The 14195-nt window shown below is 65.1% G+C and carries 15 protein-coding genes; 10 read left to right on the top strand and 5 right to left on the bottom strand.

Annotated features, from left to right (window positions below):
- Positions 1 to 102: 102 nt before the first annotated feature.
- The 4 genes from H292_RS28390 (at position 103) to H292_RS0109625 (ending at position 3001) form a co-directional block, all read left to right on the top strand.
- Entirely contained in the window at positions 103 to 240 is a 138-nt protein-coding gene (locus tag H292_RS28390) for a hypothetical protein (RefSeq protein ID WP_020111254.1), read from the top strand.
- A 136-nt stretch (positions 241 to 376) separates the two neighbouring features.
- Positions 377 to 1348, top strand: coding sequence for a hypothetical protein (locus H292_RS0109635; protein WP_020111253.1), 972 nt, complete (start codon positions 377 to 379; stop codon positions 1346 to 1348).
- A gap of 9 nt (positions 1349 to 1357) precedes the next feature.
- Entirely contained in the window at positions 1358 to 1969 is a 612-nt protein-coding gene (locus H292_RS0109630) for an NUDIX hydrolase (protein ID WP_020111252.1), read from the top strand.
- A 96-nt stretch (positions 1970 to 2065) separates the two neighbouring features.
- Positions 2066 to 3001, top strand: coding sequence for a sensor domain-containing diguanylate cyclase (locus H292_RS0109625; RefSeq protein ID WP_019663415.1), 936 nt, complete (start codon positions 2066 to 2068; stop codon positions 2999 to 3001).
- Position 3002: 1 nt separating this feature from the next.
- On the opposite strand, the gene glsA is transcribed toward H292_RS0109625, so the two are convergent.
- Complete coding sequence (gene glsA, locus H292_RS0109620; RefSeq protein WP_020111251.1) at positions 3003 to 4196, bottom strand: glutaminase A; 1194 nt, start codon at positions 4194 to 4196, stop codon at positions 3003 to 3005.
- An 83-nt stretch (positions 4197 to 4279) separates the two neighbouring features.
- Here glsA and dapA point away from each other — a divergent pair, with 83 nt between their 5' ends.
- Complete coding sequence (gene dapA, locus H292_RS0109615; protein ID WP_020111250.1) at positions 4280 to 5179, top strand: 4-hydroxy-tetrahydrodipicolinate synthase; 900 nt, start codon at positions 4280 to 4282, stop codon at positions 5177 to 5179.
- A gap of 4 nt (positions 5180 to 5183) precedes the next feature.
- Here the strand turns inward: dapA and H292_RS0109610 are convergent, their stop codons facing one another.
- Positions 5184 to 5867 carry a DedA family protein gene (locus H292_RS0109610; protein ID WP_020111249.1) on the bottom strand — a complete coding sequence of 228 codons (684 nt, stop codon included), beginning with the start codon at positions 5865 to 5867 and terminating at the stop codon, positions 5184 to 5186.
- 96 nt (positions 5868 to 5963) lie between these two features.
- Between H292_RS0109610 and thiD the strand changes: the two genes are divergently transcribed.
- On the top strand, positions 5964 to 6755 hold the full coding sequence (gene thiD / locus H292_RS0109605; RefSeq protein ID WP_020111248.1) for a bifunctional hydroxymethylpyrimidine kinase/phosphomethylpyrimidine kinase: 792 nt from the start codon (positions 5964 to 5966) through the stop codon (positions 6753 to 6755).
- Positions 6756 to 6766: 11 nt separating this feature from the next.
- Here the strand turns inward: thiD and H292_RS26945 are convergent, their stop codons facing one another.
- Positions 6767 to 7789 (bottom strand): Rv1355c family protein, encoded by a 1023-nt coding sequence (locus H292_RS26945; RefSeq protein ID WP_020111247.1) that lies wholly within the window; start codon positions 7787 to 7789, stop codon positions 6767 to 6769.
- 320 nt (positions 7790 to 8109) lie between these two features.
- Here H292_RS26945 and H292_RS0109595 point away from each other — a divergent pair, with 320 nt between their 5' ends.
- Positions 8110 to 8916, top strand: a complete 807-nt coding sequence (locus tag H292_RS0109595) for a hypothetical protein (RefSeq protein WP_020111246.1) — start codon at positions 8110 to 8112, stop codon at positions 8914 to 8916.
- A gap of 11 nt (positions 8917 to 8927) precedes the next feature.
- On the opposite strand, the gene H292_RS0109590 is transcribed toward H292_RS0109595, so the two are convergent.
- Both H292_RS0109590 and H292_RS0109585 read right to left on the bottom strand, forming a co-directional pair.
- Entirely contained in the window at positions 8928 to 10100 is a 1173-nt protein-coding gene (locus H292_RS0109590) for a GGDEF domain-containing protein (protein ID WP_020111245.1), read from the bottom strand.
- Between the two features lie 166 nt (positions 10101 to 10266).
- Entirely contained in the window at positions 10267 to 11058 is a 792-nt protein-coding gene (locus H292_RS0109585; RefSeq protein ID WP_019663423.1) for a sugar phosphate isomerase/epimerase family protein, read from the bottom strand.
- A gap of 96 nt (positions 11059 to 11154) precedes the next feature.
- On the opposite strand from H292_RS0109585, the gene H292_RS0109580 reads away from it, so the two are divergent.
- The 3 genes from H292_RS0109580 to H292_RS0109570 are packed head-to-tail and all read left to right on the top strand — an operon-like array spanning position 11155 to position 14189.
- Positions 11155 to 11892, top strand: coding sequence for a GntR family transcriptional regulator (locus tag H292_RS0109580; protein WP_020111244.1), 738 nt, complete (start codon positions 11155 to 11157; stop codon positions 11890 to 11892).
- Positions 11893 to 11909: 17 nt separating this feature from the next.
- Positions 11910 to 12968 carry an FUSC family protein gene (locus H292_RS0109575; RefSeq protein WP_231383801.1) on the top strand — a complete coding sequence of 353 codons (1059 nt, stop codon included), beginning with the start codon at positions 11910 to 11912 and terminating at the stop codon, positions 12966 to 12968.
- Positions 12969 to 13013: 45 nt separating this feature from the next.
- Complete coding sequence (locus H292_RS0109570) at positions 13014 to 14189, top strand: 4-hydroxybenzoate 3-monooxygenase (RefSeq protein ID WP_027498712.1); 1176 nt, start codon at positions 13014 to 13016, stop codon at positions 14187 to 14189.
- Positions 14190 to 14195 lie beyond the last annotated feature (6 nt).

Genomic DNA, 14195 nt, shown 5'->3' with positions numbered 1-14195 from the left:
CGACATTCGGGTTCACGGTGGAGTTTGGAAGCACTGCGAGCGGGTACCTAGGTCCTCGTGCAAATTGGAGACAGAGCTAGGTTCACAGCGGGGGAGAGCACGGTGGTCGTGACCATCGGCGACGTTCGGGACGACGGATTGGTGTTGGTTCAGAACGAGCCGACGGGTGCGGGCGCGTATTCGTTCCTGGTACGAGGAGAGCTGCTGGACGCGTTCGACGACGTCCCGGCGACGGTGTAGCCGCACACTCCTCACAACGCTCTCGGTGCGTTCACAACGGTGACAGCCGTTGTGAACGCACTTTTTTGTTGTAACGATTACCAAGGTCCATGCGGAAGTGACCCCCCGACGCGCGTCTACGGGGATACTCCTGACGGTGAAGCCGACTGCGCGTCCAGGTCCCGCCGCTCTGTGGACGGTCCTCTGCCTGGTCCTGGGACTGACGGTGGCAGGGGCGGGCATCGGTGAGGCACAGCCCGGCGCTGTTCGGTACACCATCGTGGGCTTCAGTACCTCCAGTGACCGCGATATGGACGTGTACGAATCCACCGACGGCAGCGCCTTTCGATCCGTTCGTGACGCCGCGTTCCGGCCGCCGTCCGGACTGATTCGCGACCCCAGCATCTTCCGGCATTCCGACGGCCAGTACTACGTCGCGTACACGACGGGCGGTGGAGCGAACATCGGTTTCGCGCGCAGTAGCAATCGCGTCGACTGGACGCCCATGGGCAACTATCCCGTCCCGTTGTGTTGCGCGTTTCTGCCGGGCACCGGAGACGGCACCGGCTCGGCAGGTCCTCCCGGTCTGACGGGTTCCGCGGGGTCGTCGGACGGACCTTCTCTTTCACCGTTCACCACGAAGGCGTGGGCACCGGAGTGGTTCGTCGACGGGGATCGGGTCAACTTGATCTTGTCCATGTCGACAGGGGGCGGGTTCGTCCCGTATCTGATGACCGCGCTCGACCCGTCGCTGACGCAGTGGAGCTTTCCGCTTCCCATTGCAGGCCTCGGTGCCGATCGCATCGATACGACCGTGGTCAAAGCAGGAGCGGTCTATCACGCGTTCACGAAGAACGAGACGAACAAGGTGCTCGAACACGCGATAGCGCCCACTCTCGCCGGGCCCTACACGTTCGTTCCGCCGGGGGACTGGGGCGCGCTGGTCGAAGGACCCGCCGTCGTCCAGTTGCCGAACGGACACTGGCGAATCTACTTCGACGCCTACACCGAGGGAAAGTATTTCTACTCCGACAGCGCGGACGGACTTCTGACGTGGAGTCCCCGGCAGGAAGTGCAAGGGTTGTCCGGCACGGTGCGTCACTTCGGTGTGCTGACCGAACCTGTCTAGGCTTCGCAGATGGCCGAAGAATCGAGACTGGAACGCGACGCCATGGTGGCCGCGCTCGCGGACTTCGAATATCGGGAACTCCGCGTCGACGGTAGGCGAGCGGCGGTGGCCGTCGCGATCGGCGGGGCGGCCGGCGACCGCCGGATGATCCTGACGAAGAGGCCCTCGAGGCTCCGCGCGCACCCAGGACAATTCGCGCTGCCAGGCGGCAGCCTCGACCCAGGTGAGACCGCGCCGCAGGCGTGTCTGCGGGAGTTGGCCGAGGAGGTCGGATTGACGGCCGAGCCGTCGGACATCCTGGGCCGCCTCGACGATTACGGCACCCGGTCCGGATACGTCATCACTCCGTTCGTGGTGTGGGTCGGAGACACGTTGTCGACGATGACCATCGACCCCGGTGAGGTCGCCACCGTCTACGAGGTCGACGCCGCCGAGATCGATTCCGACCCTCGATTCGTCTCCATCGAGGAATCGGACAAGCCCGTGGTTCAGTGGCCGTTCCGCACCTCGCTGGTGCATGCGCCGACAGGCGCCATCGTGCACCAGTTCAGGGAAGTCGTGCTGCACCGGCGGCACACTCGGGTCGCGGATTTCGAGCAACCCGTGTTCGCCTGGCGTTGACCGCATCAGGCGAAGCGTTCTGTTCGACTGCCGCGGACCGGTTCGCTCTGTAGTGTTGACGGCTGTTCACTGGACACGGCGGCGGGGCGGTTTTCGATGGGCGGTACCAGCGGGGCAGGACTCGGCGATACGCCGACCCGTCGTCCCGATGTCCGAGGCTTCACCGAGGACGAGGTCATCGCGATAGACGCAGTGGTGGCTCAGCTCCCCATCGCCGTCGTGGTGCACAGCTTGGATTCGGTGATCGTCGCCGCGAACGGGGAATGCCGTGAGCTGCTCGGGTACGACGCGGGCGATCTCACCGGCGCGCCCGTCACCGATTTCATTCCGGATTCCGAGCGAGTGTCGGCCCGCCGGATGGCGCTGGACATTGCGTCGTCGCCGGTGGACGTCAACGGACGCACCGAACCGAGAAGGGCGCTGCGGCAGCTGCGTCGCAAGGACGGTGTGATCGTCTCCTGCTGGATGCACGTGGGTGTCGGCGTGCTGGCGGGGCACGAGGTCTTCATCGTGTGCATGGATCTGGTCAACCCCGTGGTGCACGACGCCCATCTGTGGCGGAGTCGAGCCGAGCGCGACGATCTGACCGGACTGTCCAGGCGGGCAGTGTTTCTCGACCATCTGAACAGTTGGATTGCCGACGATGGCGCGGTGACCTTGGCGTTCATCGACGTCGACAATCTCAAGATCGTCAACGACACCCACGGGCACAGTGCCGGCGACAGCCTCCTGGAAGCCGTCGCGCTCCGATTACGAGAGTGGTTGCCCGGCAACGCGATCGCAGGCCGATTCGCGGGCGACGAGTTCGTCGTCGCGCTGCCGCAGCCTTCCCCCGAACCGTCACTCGATGCCCTGTGCATCGTGCTCGACCGCGCACTGACGGGTGAGCCGGTCGCCTGGAACGGCAGGTTGTTGACCCTGGCGGTCAGCGTCGGTGCCGTCGAGCGTCTCGACGACGAGGACTGCGCGGCCCTCGTGGCGCGAGCGGATCAACAGATGTACGCGGCCAAGACCAAGCGCCGACGGGACTAGCTCAGGGCGCCGACATCAGGTTCTGCGGATCTCTGATCGTCACGTCTCGGTTCTCCTCGCGCAGTCGATCCACGGCATGCTGCAGAAGCGACCGGGCGGCGTCGTCGATTGCCCGGACGTGTTCGAAGTCGAGCACCAATGCTCGCGCTGTCGTCCGAGAGAGTGCGACCAGTATCGACTCCGCTCCGGCGAAGCGGAGGTCACCCTGCAACTCGACGGTCGCCTCGTTTTCGCCGTCGGCAGTGGTTCGGACAGCAGAGTCACCGGTCGGAGAGACGTGCATCATGTGCAGTTCGAGATCCTTCGACAGCCGTTCGAACACGGCCACTCCGCGCACACTGTTGCCGTGCTCGTTCAGGTTCGGTGACACGACAGCGATGCCGACCTGCCCGGGCAGTACTCCGATGATCGCGCCCGCCACTCCGCTCTTCGCCGGAATCCCGACCGTGGAGATCCAACTTCCGGTGCCGTCGTACATTCCACACGTCGCCATCACCGACAGCACGTGCCGGTTGTGCTGGGTGTCGAGCAGTCGTTCTCCGGTCTGCGGGCTGATACCGCCGTTTGCCATGACCGCCGCGATGGTCGCGAGGTCGCGGCAGTTCACGGAGATCGCGCACTGGCGGGCGTAACCGTCGACGACCTCGGCGGGGTCGGCCCCGAGGACTCCCACTGCCTTCAACAGGTGTGCGATACCGGTGTTGCGGTCGTCGGCCTCCAACTCGGCTTCGTGGACCGCGGCGTCGATGGACAGCTCGCGGCCGGCAAGCCGACTGTGCAGCAACCGGACTCGTTCGGCGCGATTTTCGGAGGACGCACCTTCGATCATCGAATGAACCGCGAGCGCGCCCGCATTGATCAACGCATTGCGCGGCCTGCCCGTCTCGGGTTCCAGCGAGATCTCGTTGAACGAATCACCGGACGGTTCGGTGTCCACGACCTCGGCCATCGCGTCGCGGCCACGGTCGTCGAGGGCCAACGCGTATGCGAGGGTCTTGGCGATGGACTGAACCGAGAACTCGTACTCGGCGTCGCCCGCGGTGTAGACCGAGCCGCCGACGGTGGCGAGCGCGATACCGAACAAATCTGTGTCCGCCCGTGCCAGTTCCGCATTGCCCTGCGGGATGGATCCGCCGTCGGACCCGCGACACTCGTCGAGCACAGTGCGGAGATAGATCGAGATCGGAGATTCCACACCTAACCGTAGACGACCCATCACTGTGCCTGTTCTCGGCTATTCACCACGTTCGTCTACGATTCCGAGCGGAATTCGAACACATGACGGAAGGCGTCAGAAGCGTGATCACCGGCAGCGTCGTTGCAATTGTCACCCCGATGAAGACCTCGGGCGAAGTCGACTTCTCCGCGCTCGACGCACTGGTGGAACGGCAGGTGGCGGAAGGCACGTCCGCGATCGTGTCCGTCGGCACCAGCGGCGAGGCATCGACGCTGTCGGTGTCCGAGCACACCGAGGTGATCAGGCGGACAATCGGCGTCGTGGCAGGCCGGGTGCCCGTCATCGCCGGTACCGGCGCGAACTCGACGTCCGAGGCCATCCACCTGACCAAGTCCGCGCTCGCCGCGGGTGCCGACGGTGCCCTGCTGGTGACGCCTTACTACGTCAAGCCGCCGCAGGAAGGCCTGTACCGGCACTTCCGCGCGATCGCCGAGGCCGTGGACATCCCGCAGTACCTCTACAACGTGCCGTCTCGTACGGGGTGCGACATGCTGCCGTCCACCGTCGCGCGGCTCGCCGAGATCCCGAACATCGTGGGTTTGAAGGAAGCCGCCGGTGACCTGGACCGGGTCCGCGATCTCGTCGCGCTCGAGTTGGACGATTTCGCGCTGTACTCCGGTGACGACGGCACCGCCCGCGCCAGCATGCTCGCAGGATTCCACGGCAACATCTCCGTGACCGCCAACGTCGCACCGGCGGCGATGGCCCGGATGTGTGCTGCCGCGCTCGCAGGTGACGCCGAGTCGGCGTCGGAGATCGACGCGATGCTCGCGGGTCTGCACAGCGCCCTGTTCGCCGAGCCCAACCCGATCCCGGTCAAGTGGGCGCTGGCGGAGATGGGTCTGATGGCCGGCGGTATTCGCCTCCCGCTCGTCGAACTCGACGAGTGGCATCACGAGGACGTGCGCGCGGCGCTGCGCACCGCCGAGCTGCTGGACTGAGCGCTCATCCCTCGGGTCGATCGGTGCCCGAACCGGTCGACTGCTCGGTGGACTTACGTGCCCGGATCTTCTTCGTCACGAACCATCCGACGAGGAGGACTGCGGCGCCGATTGCGACGTACTGGAAGATCGACGCGTAGGTCTCGACATAGTGCCAGTTCTCACCGAGGAAGAATCCGGCGAGGACGAAGATCGAGTTCCAGAGCAGGCTTCCGAGCGTCGTGTACAGGGTGAACTGGGCCAGCGGCATTCGTGACACGCCAGCCGGTATGGAGATGCCGGATCTGACGACGGGGATCATCCGGCCGAAGAACACCGCCGAGCGGCCGTGCCGAGTGAACCAGTCCTCGGCCTTGGCGAGGTCGCCGGTGTCGACGAACGGGATTCGGTCGACGATCGCGTACATCCGATCCCGGCCCAGTTTCATACCGAGCCAGTACAGGACCAGTGCGCCGACGACGGATCCCGCGGTGGTCCAGAACAAGGCTTCGGCGAGCGACATTCCGCCGCGCGACGCGGTGAAGCCGGCCAGCGGAAGAATGATCTCACTGGGCAACGGTGGAAAGAAGTTCTCGGCGGCGACGGCGATGCCTGCCCCCGGTCCGCCGATGGTCTCCATCAGGCCGACTGCCCACCCGGCGATTCCGCCGAGTTCGGTGCTGGTTGCGGCAAGGTACGCGTCGTTCATTGCATCGACTGTATCGAATCGGACAAAAGGAAGACGGTGACCACGAGGGCAGCGTCCGATTCGAGTGGGCATCGGGTACTCCGCAATAATGGCCGCATGTCGAAGATCGCGTACGTCATCGCAGGCTCGGAAGGGACCGGAGGTGCCGGCTTGCAGGCCGACCTCAAGACGTTCGAGAAACTGGGTGTCTACGGCGTCGGCACCATCACATGCATCGTGTCGTTCGACCCCAAGTCGGGCTGGGGTCACCGATTCGTCCCGATCGCCGGCCAGGTCATCGCCGACCAGATCGAGGCAGCCACGTCCGCGCACGCTCTCGACGTCGTCAAGATCGGGATGCTCGGAACTCCGGAAACCGTGGAGACCGTCGCGACCTCGCTCAGGCAGCAGCCGTGGCGGCACGTCGTCGTCGACCCGGTTCTGATCTGCAAGGGGCAGGAGCCTGGCGCCGCCCTGGACACCGACAATGCGCTGCGCAGCGACATACTTCCACTCGCGACCGTCGTCACCCCCAACCTCTTCGAAGCGCAGACGCTGTCCGGCATGGAGTCGCTCGAGACGGTCGACGACCTCGCGGAGGCAGCCCGGCGCATCGCCGATCTCGGCCCGCGCTACGTCGCGGTCAAGGGCGGCGCCGGTCTGCCCGGTGACGAAGCCGTCGACGTGTTCTTCGACGGAACCGACGTCACGGTGCTACGCGCGCCGAAGATCGGTAACGAGCGGGTGTCCGGCGCGGGATGTGTGTTCGCCGCCGCGATCACCGCGGAACTCGCCAAGGGCACCGACGTCGCCGACGCAGTGTCCGTGGCCAAGGAGTTCGCTCACGCGGGCATCGCAGGCCGAATCACCACCGAGGCGCCGTTCACCGCTGTGGACTGGCACAGCTGAGGGGCGCGCTCTCACGCTTCGGTGCGTAGGTCCTCGATCGCCGCGATGTGCGCATCGAGGTTGATGCGGACTCGGCCCGAGCTCGGTGGGTTTCCGAGGCCGAAGGATCGGACGACGGCCGCGACGGATGCTCCACCGAGCGCGACGTCGCTGCCGAGCTGAGGCCACGTCGACAACGTCTTGCCGATCTCCGGCACCGATGCGAGCATCCGCGGAGTGAGCTTGGCGGGATCGAGAATTCGTGCCGCCAGCGGCGCCTTCTGCGCCGGTGTGATGTCGCGGAGCGCCGAGGCGTCGAGGTCGCCCAGCAGCCCGTGCAGCAGGGGACGATCCGGCTCCACGTCGAACCTCTCGACGTCGAGTATTCCGCCGTCGCTGGTCTCCATGATCACCGGTATGCCCCGGCGGCGTGCGTTCTCGCGAAGCGTCAATTTCGCGTCGAGTGAATCGCATTCGTCGATGACGATGTCGAGACCGTCCAGAAACGAGTCGATCGTCTCGGGCGTCAACCCGTCCTGGAACTCGACCACCGACAGGTACGGGTCGAGCTCTGCGATTCGACGGGATGCGACGACACTCTTGTTGACGTCCAGATCGAAGAGCGACGCCGGGACTCGGTTGAGGTTGGACAGGTCGAGCTCGTCGAAGTCCGCGAGACGTAGTTCACCGCACAGGCCTTCGATGGCCAGAGTGTGCGCGACGGCGTGTCCGACGCTCAGCCCGACCACGCCTACGCGCAGATCGGACAGGGCGTTCTGCTCCGACGCGGTGATCTTGTTTCGGTTCCGATCCAACCGGAGCAACCGAAATGCAGCGGGACCGAGGACCCGAAGCAGCGCGTGGCGCCACGGGTAGTGCACCCACCGCAGAGGTTCCTCGAGCACGTCCGCCGCCGGTGCCGGACGAAGCTCGCGGAGCGATTCACGTTGTGTGCCAGTGGTGTCGAAGACATGGATTCCGCTTCGCGCGGCAATCTCGTCGTACAGTTCGCGGTCGTCCGTCTCGGCCACATTCAACACAACGTGCTCTGCCACGTCACCCTCGTTCTTCGCTGCTTAGTCCGATGCGGCCGGAAGTCGTGCCGCTGCCGTCAAGGTAGCGGAACACTGCCCCGGACGCTGTGGCGAGCGGCATCGGTGGTGGTCGTGACCTGACACAAAGATTCAACCGCAAATCTGGAAAGCGGCCTGCTCGCGTGTGTGCGATCTCATCACCTGCGGGCTTTCTGCAGGTCATCGGAGTGGCTAGCTGGGCAAACGACCCCAACTACCAGGAAGAATGAGTGGACTGCCGTCCGGCAGTGCCCTCGTCCGGTTCCATTCGGGGATCTGGACCGTTCTCAAGGAGTCAAGACGTGGTTGCACACACCTCAGGATCAGCGCGCACTTCGGCCGTCCACCACTCGGCCGTTCAGTACAAGGGCCGGGACATCCGCGGCATCAGGCCTCGCCTCACCTCGGTGAACAGCCTGCTCGGATCGTCCTTCGGACCGCGATCGAGCGTGACGACAGATGGCACGATGGAACTCGTGGTCGCAACACCCGCGGCCGCACCCGAACTGTGGGATCGATACGTCGACGGTGCCTGGTCGTCGTACTCGCGGCACGGGGTGACCCGGGCGCTGGACATCGACGAGGTCGCGTCCGGTGCGACGACCACTCTCTTCTACGTGGTTCTCGACTCGTCCGGAGAGATGCTCGGGGGAGTGCGCGCGCAGGGACCGTACACCCTCGTCGAACAGTCGCATGTCCTCGTCGAGTGGGAGAACTCGCCCGGACTCGACGTGGTCACCGGGCAACTCCGAGCGCGGTTGCCCTACGGCATCGTGGAGATGAAGAGCGCCTGGGTGGGCAAGGGAAGCCCGGGTCGCGAGGTCTCGGCCCTGTTGGCGCGTACGGCACTGCCGACCATCGAGCTGACCGGAAGTCGCTACTTGTTCGCCAGCGCCGCCGACCACGTTCTCCGTCAGTGGGAGTCGTCGGGTGGTCGTATCGACGTCGACGTGCCTGCGGCGGCGTACCCCAGCGATCAGTACCGGACTCGGCTGATGTGGTGGGACCGCGAGACGTTCTCGCGCGAGGCTCAGCCCGCGGTGTGGGAGGACATGGTTCGGGACGCGCACGCTCTGTGCGGTTCCAGCTCGTCTTCGGCCGTGGCCTGAGGACGTTCTTCTCACGGCATCGCGCGCCGCGCGACCTCGGCTGCCAGGTCACTTCGTTGTTCGGGAGTGTGCGCTTCCCAGGTGACCAGGACAGCACCTGCATGCGCGGACTGGTCACGCCCGCTGGACTTCGCGTCGTACAGCGCGTTGTCCGCGGCGTGCATGATGGTGTCGACGACGTGCTCGACGTGCGAACTCTCACTCGCGGCACCGAAGTTGAGCCGGGGATCGAGCGCAGCTCGGACGTCCACCGTCACCGAGCCCACGCTGACGGTGACCTCGCATTCCGCGCGAACACTGTCCAGGATTGCGTTCTCGAGTGGAGTGCGTGGCTGAAGTTCGGTGAGGATCAGAAATTCTTCGCCGCCGATGCGCGAGACGATTGCTTCCTGCGATCCGGTTCGAGCGGTTGCGTGGCGGAGCGCTTCGGCGATGGTGACGAGCACTCGGTCTCCGGCCGCGTGACCGAGCGTGTCGTTGACGGACTTGAAGTGGTCGATGTCCACCACGTACGCCCACAACCTGCCGCGGCTGATGCACGCCTTGTCCAGGAGGGCCTCGACCTGGGACAACATTCCCCGTCGGTTCAGCAAGCGGGTGAGCGGGTCGGTGTTGGCCAGCACACTCAAGCGTCCGTTGACCGCTAGGAGCGAGCGACGCAATGCCGCGATCAGCACGACGGGCACCAGGACAGTGGTTGCCGCTGCACCGACGGCGACGACGGTGACGGCCAGTCCGGAATCGGACAGTGTGATCGACGACAGCCACGTCGCGAGAATTACGGATCCAGCGGTGACGGCGGCGGTGATCTTCGGCGGCGACCCAGCAGCGGCGATGGCGGGAACGACTGCCAACATCGACGTGACTGCGCGTGTGCCCGACGGATCGGCGATGAGATAGGCGGAGATCGCGACTCCGACCATGCCGCCACTGCCGAGTATCGCGAATTGCAGGTCGGTCAGGCGGCCGATCTTCAGTGCGAACACCACGGTGAGTGCCGTGAAGCCCACGATCGCGCACAGAAGAGGGAACGCTCCGGGCTTGAGGAACGTGGGCGAGATCATCGCGATGGCGAGCAGAGGCAGCGCGCCGGTAGCGCTGGCGATCACCATCGCCGTGCGCGTGTCGAACCGCGCAGTCGAGCGCTGCGGCTCCACACCGGATCGACGCGTCAACACGCTCATAGGTCAGTGCCTCGGGTCGAGTAGGGACAGGTCCCGGCCAGCATAGCGCCCATGATGGTCGAAGTTGGCGATCCAGAGTCCAACTGGAACCGACCTTCCGGTCGGAAAGTTGGTGGTCGGGACGTCTTTCGATAGTTCGGGTCCGTTTGCCGGGAGGTTGCTGTGGTCAGGTCAGTCCGATCGACCGTAGGTATCGGAGGCTGTCCATTCGGTCGGTGGGGTCGTGCAGTTCGATGCCGATCAATCCGTCGTATCCGGCTCGGCCGAGGACGTCGAATGTAGCCGCGACATCCAGGGTTCCTCGTCCGAGCGCCAGGTGATCGTCCACGACCCCGTCGTTGTCGGTGAGTTGTACATAGGCGATGCGTGGTCCGAGTACCTCGACGAACTCGGACACTCCACCCGGGAGCAGATGGGCGTGGCCCACATCGAGGCACGCCTCGAGTGCCGGTGAATCGACGGAATCGAGAATTGCCAGAACCTCCGCGGCCGTGCATCCGAGGTAGCGAATCTCGGCCTCGACGGGAAGAACGTTCATGTTCTCGAGAACCATCGTGATACCACGGTCGTGCGCCCGGACCGCGACCTCACCGAGAGTTCGCGCGAGGGCGTCGAGCGGTTCGTCGAGACCGAGTCCGAAGTGATAGCCCGCATGAACGATCAGAGTGTCGAGGCCGAGGCGATCGGTGAGATCGACGTACTCGAGCAAATGCGCGACGACGGCGGGCCGGACCGTCGGATCGGTCTCCGCGCAGTTGACCGCGGACGCGGAGTGCACCACGCACGTCATTCCGAAGTGCTCGACGAGTCCACGGACGGTCGCGATACGCGTGTCGTCGAACGAGCCCGGCCTGTTCTCCGGCTCTTGGCACGCGAGTTCCAAAGCCGAGACGCCCGCGGCGGCCGCGAACTCGAAACCTGGTTCGAGCCGTCCGCGTCCGGTGGACAGTGCAATCATCGGTCAACCTCCGGGCTATTGTAGACAACAAGAGGTTAACCTAATTATTAGGGCAGAACGGCGTCGCGTCATGTGGGCGGTACCGTAACGGCTGATATGAGCAAACCACTCCCACGTGCAGGCAGACTCATTACTGACCCGCCCAGCCTCACCGCTCTGGCTGCGGACGCACTGCGGTCGAAGATTCTCCGCGGCGAGCTGCGTCCGGGCGATCGCGTCGTCGAGAACAGGTTGACGGGCGAGCTCGGAGTCAGTCGGCCACCGCTCAGGGAAGCAATGCGCATCCTCGAGCAGGAGGGGTTGCTGGTCCAGACTCCGCGCGTGGGTGCGGTGGTGACTCCCCTCACGATGCAGGACGTCTACGAAATCGTCACTCTGCGAGAGAATTTGGAGGCGATGGCTGTACGTCTGGGTGTACCGGTGAAGTCGGAGTCCGCACTCGCGGCGTTGCGCGAGACGCTCGAACTCATGACGTCGCACGCGGCCTCGGGTCGAGAAGACGTGGCCGTCGAGGATTCCTACCGGTTCCACGCCGCGCTGGTGGCGCTCGCAGATCATCGTCGACTGGAAGAGTCCTATCGTTCGTTGTCCATCCAGCTGCAGTTGTGCATGAGCATGAACCGCTCGGCCCGGGCAGCCGAGGAGACTCTCGTCGAACGAGCGGAACGGCACCGACGGTTGTTCGATCTCGTTGTCGCCGGCGATCCGGACGCTGTCCTGCGCGCGATGCACGACGAGAACTCGCGCAGCTTCGTGCGAACGATCGAGACCGAACTCGCCGACGGGTCGCCGTCTGCGCAGGCATGGGCGGCGGAGTTTCGGGGTCCCGCGTAGCGGGGTAGCACCCGAATGTGTCGGGTACAGCAATTTTCCGTTCCATAGGGCGGCCGTGGATCGTCGCGGCCACGAAGTCGACGATTGCAGCGATGGCCGCGTGGTGGTTGGCCGATCGCGTCATCGGTAGTCCGCAGAGCTTCCTCGCGCCGTACACCGCGCTGTTCATGATCGGTGTGACCGTGCGTGCGAGTGGGACTGCGGCCCTTCGTCAAGTCGCCGTCGTCACCGTCGGCGTCGCGATTGCAGCCATAGCGGGCAGCGTAGCGCCGGTGGTGCCGGCTCTGGCTGCGGCGGTTGCCGTCGGGACGGTCGTCGGCAGAATGAAAGTGTTTGCGCCGGATGGTATGTGGGTGGCCATCACCGCGCTCCTGGTGCTGCTGTACGGAACTGCGACCGACGAGGTGATGGTGCTCTACCGCATCGGGGACGTCGCGCTCGGTGCCGTCGTCGGGCTTGCTGTCAACGCCGTCGTGGTGCCCCCCGAATTCCTCTCCGAGGCACGTGACCTCATCGTCGTACGATCCAGAGGCCAGGCCGAGCTGCTGCGTAACCTGGCCCGCGCGGTGCGGGACGGGACTCAGGTGCATCGGGAACGTCGGACCGAGCTGTGGGAGTTGTTCAAAGCCTCCGGTGTCACGGCAGCGCTCGATCGAGGCAGAGACAGCTTGCGGGGCAATGTGCGACGCCGCGCGTGGAGCCGGGTCGGCGGCGATCGTATCTATCGGCCCGCGGCGAGCACACTCGATCGAACGCTGATTTCGCTGGCAGCCGTGGTTGTCGGAGTGGAAGGGCTGTCGAGCAGGTCCGAGGACTCGAGTGACGGACTGCGCGACGATGTCGCGGACCTACTCGACACCGTCGCCGACGCGTTGGACGAACTGGGTCACGACCCCGCGCGTCACCACAGTCCTTACTCGCGCATGCTCGGCAAACACCTGCCGGAAGCCATGCGATTGAGCGAAGTTGTGCACGAGGGACTTTCCGACGCAGGCGCCGACGCGGCCGCGATATCCACCATCGTCGTCGCCGTGGACGCCATCGACGCCACGCTGTATCGACTCGGTGAGCAGTGAGGGGGCTACTTGTTGCGGTGCCGAGCACGTTGTCTACTGAACGGTATGCGTATGGAGGTAGCCATCATCGGCGCAGGCCCGGCCGGTCTGCTCTTGTCCCACTTGCTCGCCGAGCAGGGCGTGGAGTCCATCATCGTCGAGACGCGGAGTCAGGAGTACGTGCTCTCGCGTATTCGCGCCGGAATTCTCGAGCACTCGACGGTTCAGCTGCTCGACGACATCGGCCTCGGCGCTCGGTTGCACGCCGAAGGCCAGGAACATCGGGGCATCTATCTTCAGTGGCCGGAGGAGCGTCACCACATCGACTTCACCGATCTCGTGGGCCGTAGCGTCTGGGTGTACGGCCAGACCGAGGTGACGAAGGATCTGGTCGCGGCCCGCGAAGCAGCGGGTCAGCAGATCTACTACGAGGTGTCAGACACTGCACTGCACGACATCGAATCCGACTCTCCCTACGTCACGTTCACCGATGCTTCCGGCGCGGAGGTGCGCGTCGACGTCGCAGTGATCGCCGGATGCGACGGGTCGTTCGGCCCGAGTCGCGCGGCAATGCCGGGCCGGGTTCGGCAGACCTGGGAACGGACGTATCCGTACTCGTGGCTCGGTGTCCTGGCCGACGTCGCCCCGTCGACCGACGAACTGATCTACGCCTGGCACCAGGACGGATTTGCGATGCACTCGATGCGCTCGGACACCGTCAGCCGGTTGTACCTGCAGGTTCCCAATGGAACCGATGTGAACACCTGGTCCGACGATCGGATATGGGATTCGTTGGCCGCCAGGCTCGGTCACGGCCAGAACGGGTGGGAGCTGACGCCGGGTCCGATCACGGAGAAGAGCGTGCTGCCGATGCGTAGCTACGTTCAGACTCCGATGCGGCACGGCAACCTCTTCCTCGCCGGCGATGCGGCGCACATCGTCCCACCGACCGGTGCCAAAGGCCTCAACCTTGCCGTCGCCGACGTCGCACTGCTCGCACCGGCCCTCGTGGCACTGGTGCGTAGGAACAACGAAGAGGCAGCAGCGGAGTACAGCGACAACGCTTTACGCAGAGTCTGGCGCTGCACCCACTTTTCGTGGTGGATGACCACGATGCTGCACACCAGCGCAGATCCGTTCGACGCTCAACTTCAGCTGTCCCAGCTGCGCTGGGTGGCGTCGAGCGAAGCCGGCGCCACCGGCTTGGCGGAGAACTACGCCGGACTGCCCATCGGGTTCTGACTCGCG

The organism is Rhodococcus sp. 114MFTsu3.1 (assembly GCF_000383555.1).
In the GTDB taxonomy this organism is placed as follows: domain Bacteria; phylum Actinomycetota; class Actinomycetes; order Mycobacteriales; family Mycobacteriaceae; genus Rhodococcoides; species Rhodococcoides fascians_E.
This window is presented reverse-complemented; position numbering and strand designations above follow the sequence as displayed.

Excerpts from the sequence above, each read along its gene's own strand:
- H292_RS0109590 (WP_020111245.1), bottom strand. The coding sequence starts at position 10,100 with ATGAGCGTGTTGACGCGTCGATCCGGTGTGGAGCCGCAGCGCTCGACT.
- H292_RS0109585 (WP_019663423.1), bottom strand. The coding sequence starts at position 11,058 with ATGATTGCACTGTCCACCGGACGCGGACGGCTCGAACCAGGTTTCGAG.
- thiD (WP_020111248.1), top strand. The coding sequence starts at position 5,964 with ATGTCGAAGATCGCGTACGTCATCGCAGGCTCGGAAGGGACCGGAGGT.
- dapA (WP_020111250.1), top strand. The coding sequence starts at position 4,280 with ATGACGGAAGGCGTCAGAAGCGTGATCACCGGCAGCGTCGTTGCAATT.
- H292_RS0109630 (WP_020111252.1), top strand. The coding sequence starts at position 1,358 with ATGGCCGAAGAATCGAGACTGGAACGCGACGCCATGGTGGCCGCGCTC.
- H292_RS0109610 (WP_020111249.1), bottom strand. The coding sequence starts at position 5,867 with ATGAACGACGCGTACCTTGCCGCAACCAGCACCGAACTCGGCGGAATC.
- H292_RS0109580 (WP_020111244.1), top strand. The coding sequence starts at position 11,155 with ATGAGCAAACCACTCCCACGTGCAGGCAGACTCATTACTGACCCGCCC.
- H292_RS0109625 (WP_019663415.1), top strand. The coding sequence starts at position 2,066 with ATGGGCGGTACCAGCGGGGCAGGACTCGGCGATACGCCGACCCGTCGT.
- H292_RS0109570 (WP_027498712.1), top strand. The coding sequence starts at position 13,014 with ATGCGTATGGAGGTAGCCATCATCGGCGCAGGCCCGGCCGGTCTGCTC.